Raw genomic sequence first — 3,881 nt, forward strand, 5'->3', positions numbered from 1 at the left:
GCAGCCGCGCGAAGGGGAACGGCGGCCTTGCGGCTGGGGGGGCGGCGTTGGCGGGGCTCATGCGTCAGCCGAGCCGGGGAAAGGCCGAGGGGGCGTACCGGGCGCGGCGTCCGTTGCGCCATTCGGGGTGGCATCCGGGACGCCATCGGCCCCGGCATCGCGTTCCACGTCGGTGGCCAGGTAGTAGCCGTCGCCGCGCACGGTCTTGATGATCTGCGGCTCGCGCCCGTTGTCGCGCAGACGGGTGCGCAGTCGGCTGACCAGCACGTCGATGGACCGGTCAAAGGCTTCCGCCGCGCGGCCCTGGGTCAGATCCAGCAACTGGTCGCGGCTCATGACCCGGTTGGGATAATTCAGGAAAACCCGCAGCAGGCGGTATTCCGCACCGCTCAGGTTCACCACCACCCCGTCCGGGGCCACCAGGTGGCGGGGCACCGTGTCCAGCGTCCATCCGGCAAAGCGGATGGTGCGCGACATGGCCTCCGGCTCGGCCTTGGCGATGTTTTCGGGCAGGGCGCGGGCGCGGCGCAGCACGGTGCGGATGCGGGCCACCAGTTCGCGCGGGTTGAACGGCTTGGCCACGTAGTCGTCGGCGCCCAGTTCCAGCCCGATGATGCGGTCGGTGTCGTCGTCCAGCGCGGTCAGCATGATCACCGGCAGTTCGGACCGGGCGCGCAGCCTGCGGCACAGGGTCAGACCGTCGTCGCCGGGCAGCATCACGTCCAGCACCACAAGGTCGTAGCGTCCCACCTCGAGCATGCGGAACATTTCGGCGCCGTCGGCGGCGGATTCGGCGCGAAAGCCGTGCCTGTCCAGATAGCCGGTGAGCAGATTGCGAATTTCGGGGTCGTCGTCCACGACCATGATGTGTTCCGGGGTGTTCATGGGCCACCTATAGCGCCGCGCCGTGGCCCGTGCACGGTTTTTTTGCAACACAGTGTTTCCGCCGCGCGGGGTGCAATACGCGGCAACACTTTGCCTGTTGCGGCAATGAAGCGGCAACGGGCAACACATATTGCGGTTACGCCGCCGGGCTAGACCCTGCACCACACGCCGCTTCCCTTCCGCAGGGGCGGCGAGGGGACCGACGGTTTTTCCCTTCCTTCCCCCTTCCTGCGGGCCGCCGGGATGGTCCCGGAGCGGGTCGACATGCGCCGCATGCAACATGGGCGCTGCGGCGCACGTTTCGTCCTCCGCCCCCTGCAAGGGAAAGCGCGGTCCCAACAGCCATCGGAAACCGCATGTACCAGATAGCGCTCAAGATGCTGCTCGCAAACCGGGGCAAGTACCTCGGCATGGTGCTGAGCCTGGCCTTCACCTCGCTGATCATGACCCAGCAGCCCGCCGTGTTCGCCAGCATCCTTACCCGTACCTACGGCCTCATCGACGACATCGCCATCGCCGACATCTGGGTCATGGATCCGCAGGCCCAGTCGGTGGAGGAATCGAAGGCCATGCCCGACACGCGCCTGTCGCTGGTGCGCAGCGTCAGCGGCGTGGAGTGGGCCGTGCCCCTGCACAAGGGCCAGCTGAAGGTGCGCCTGCCCGACGGCAATACCGTGGGGTGCGGGCTCATCGGCGTGGACGACGTGTCGCTCATCGGTGCGCCGGGCGTCATGCTGTCCGGCAGCATGGCGGACCTGCGCATGAGCGATGCCGTGGTGGTGGATGCCGAGGGCGCATCCAAGCGCCTGGCCGTGCAGACGGACCACGGCCTGCGACCGCTGGCGGTGGGCGACGCGCTGGAGGTCAACGACCGCCGCGCCGTGGTGGTGGGCGTGGCCAACGCCACCCCCACCTTCCAGTCGCAGCCCATCCTGTACACCACCTATTCGCGGGTGAAGGTGTTCAACAAGAGCGAGCGCAAGGTGATGTCCTTCGTGCTGGTAAAGGCCCGGCCGGGGCAGGACCACCGGGCGCTTGCCGCGCGCATCGCGTCGGAAACGGGCCTCACCGCCCTGACCGCCGACGACTTCCGCGCCCGGACGTTGCGGCATTTCATCAAGCGCACGGCCATCATCATGCACTTCGGCACCACCATTTTCATGAGCTTCTGCATCGGCGCGGTGGTCACCGGGCTGATGTTCCACAACTTCACCCAGGACGCGTTGCGCCACTTCGGCGTGCTGAAGGCCATGGGCACCGACGACCGCACCCTGCTGCTGATGATCCTGTCACAGGCCCTGCTGGTGGCGGGCACCGGCTTCGGCATTGGGGTGGGCATGGCCATGATCATGGGCAACCTGCCCGGCGATCCCATGGGCATGCGCCTTTCGCCGCTCATCCTTGCGGTGGGCGGCGGTGCGGTGCTGTCCATCACCCTGGTTTCGGCGGCGCTGAGCATCCGTCAGGTGCTGCGGCTGGAACCGGCCGTGGTGTTCAAGCAATAGGACCACAGGGCAACTGGGCAACCGGGAGTTGAACGAGTGCAGGACAGAAACATGAATGCTCCGGCCCGTGCGGTTGGCGCAGCCGACATGCCCGACATGCCTGGCAGGCCCGGCATGGCCGATATGTCCGCCGACCCCGCAGTGGTCTGCGCGGGGCTGCGCAAACGCTACGGAGAAGGGGCCACCGCCGTGCACGCCCTGCGCGGCGTGGACCTGACCGTGCAGCGCGGCGAACTGCTGATGCTGGTGGGCCCCTCCGGCTGCGGCAAGACCACGCTCATTTCGGTCATGGCGGGCATTCTGGACCCCACGGAAGGCAACTGCCGCATCCTGGGGCAGGACATGACCGCACTGGCCCCCCGGCTCCGCGCGGCCTTTCGTGCCCGCAACATCGGCTTCGTCTTCCAGGCCTACAACCTGAACCCTGCCCTGACGGCGGCGGAGAACGTTTCCGTGCCCCTGCGCATCTGCGGCGCGCCCCTGCGCGAGTCCATGCGCAAGGCGGAAGCCGCGCTGGAACTGGTGGGCCTTGGCGACAAGGCGGAATCCGCCCCCGGTGACCTTTCCGGCGGGCAGCAGCAGCGGGTGGCCATTGCCCGCGCCCTGGTGCACCAGCCGCAACTGATCGTGTGCGACGAACCCACCAGCGCCCTGGACCACGCCAACGGTCAGCGAGTCATGGAACTGCTGCGCCGGGTGGGCACCGTGGATGGCCGGGCGCTGGTCATCGTCACCCACGATGCCCGCATTTTCGAATTTGCCGACCGCATCGCCGAACTGGACGACGGACAGGTGACCCGCGTGGGCATGCCCGCCACCGAGGCAGGCGCGATGCGGGAGCCTGGGGCGGCGGACAGGCACGGAGGGGGCTCCGGCACAAGGGCCGGCATTGGCGGCGATGACCATCACTCCCGCGGATACGGGCCATCACCCGGCGGCAACGGCACGGGCGCGTCCGCCCGGACGCCATACAGTTGCACGGACTAACATCCGGAGGGTTTCCAGGCCTTGCCCGACCTTCAGACCGTTTCCCGAACACCCACGGGGCCACCCACCCACATGCGGCACGCCCCGATACCTTACGGACAGAGAGATCCATGCGACGCAACATCATCCTTGCCTACGTCCTTCCCGTCCTGGCCCTTGCGGGCCTTGCAGCGGGCGTCGTGTACGCCTCGCGCGCGTCGGCGCCGCCCGTCCCGGTGCCGCCAGTGGCCGATCCCGCCGCGCCGCCCTATGACCGGTACATCAGCGGTTCCGGCATAGTGGAGGCGGCCAGCCGCGATGTGGGCGTGGCCACGCCCACGTCCGGGGTCATCGTGGAGATTCCCGTCACCGTGGGGGACGCGGTGAAGAAGGGCGATTTGCTGTTCCGGCTGGACGACCGCGAGCGCAAGGCAGCCCTGGCGCAGCAGAAGGCCGCCCTTGCGGTGGCCCGCGCCAAGGTGGCCGAGGCCCGCGTGGCCCTGGAAAAGGCCCGCGCCGACGCCG

General features: G+C 68.5%; 3 protein-coding genes and 1 pseudogene. 3 read left to right on the forward strand and 1 reads right to left on the reverse strand.

The window, feature by feature from the left end:
- Nucleotides 1–57: 57 nt before the first annotated feature.
- A complete protein-coding gene (locus tag FVW27_RS09830) occupies nt 58–885 on the reverse strand; it encodes a response regulator (RefSeq protein ID WP_167124743.1) in 828 nt (275 codons plus the stop codon).
- 356 nt (nt 886–1,241) lie between these two features.
- Between FVW27_RS09830 and FVW27_RS09835 the strand changes: the two genes are divergently transcribed.
- The 3 genes and pseudogenes from FVW27_RS09835 to FVW27_RS09845 form a co-directional block, all read left to right on the forward strand.
- Entirely contained in the window at nt 1,242–2,390 is a 1,149-nt protein-coding gene (locus FVW27_RS09835) for an ABC transporter permease (protein WP_167124745.1), read from the forward strand.
- Between the two features lie 87 nt (nt 2,391–2,477).
- Nucleotides 2,478–3,377, forward strand: a complete 900-nt coding sequence (locus tag FVW27_RS09840) for an ABC transporter ATP-binding protein (RefSeq protein ID WP_243838331.1) — start codon at nt 2,478–2,480, stop codon at nt 3,375–3,377.
- A gap of 110 nt (nt 3,378–3,487) precedes the next feature.
- Nucleotides 3,488–3,881 (forward strand): annotated as a pseudogene (locus tag FVW27_RS09845) (efflux RND transporter periplasmic adaptor subunit); the annotation flags it as partial.

Source organism: Nitratidesulfovibrio liaohensis, from assembly GCF_011682075.1.
In the GTDB taxonomy this organism is placed as follows: Bacteria; Desulfobacterota; Desulfovibrionia; order Desulfovibrionales; family Desulfovibrionaceae; genus Cupidesulfovibrio; species Cupidesulfovibrio liaohensis.

What these genes read in the sequence shown, in the direction of transcription:
- FVW27_RS09830 (WP_167124743.1), bottom strand. Translation starts at nt 885, where the DNA reads ATGAACACCCCGGAACACATCATGGTCGTGGACGACGACCCCGAAATT.
- FVW27_RS09835 (WP_167124745.1), top strand. Translation starts at nt 1,242, where the DNA reads ATGTACCAGATAGCGCTCAAGATGCTGCTCGCAAACCGGGGCAAGTAC.
- FVW27_RS09840 (WP_243838331.1), top strand. Translation starts at nt 2,478, where the DNA reads ATGCCCGACATGCCTGGCAGGCCCGGCATGGCCGATATGTCCGCCGAC.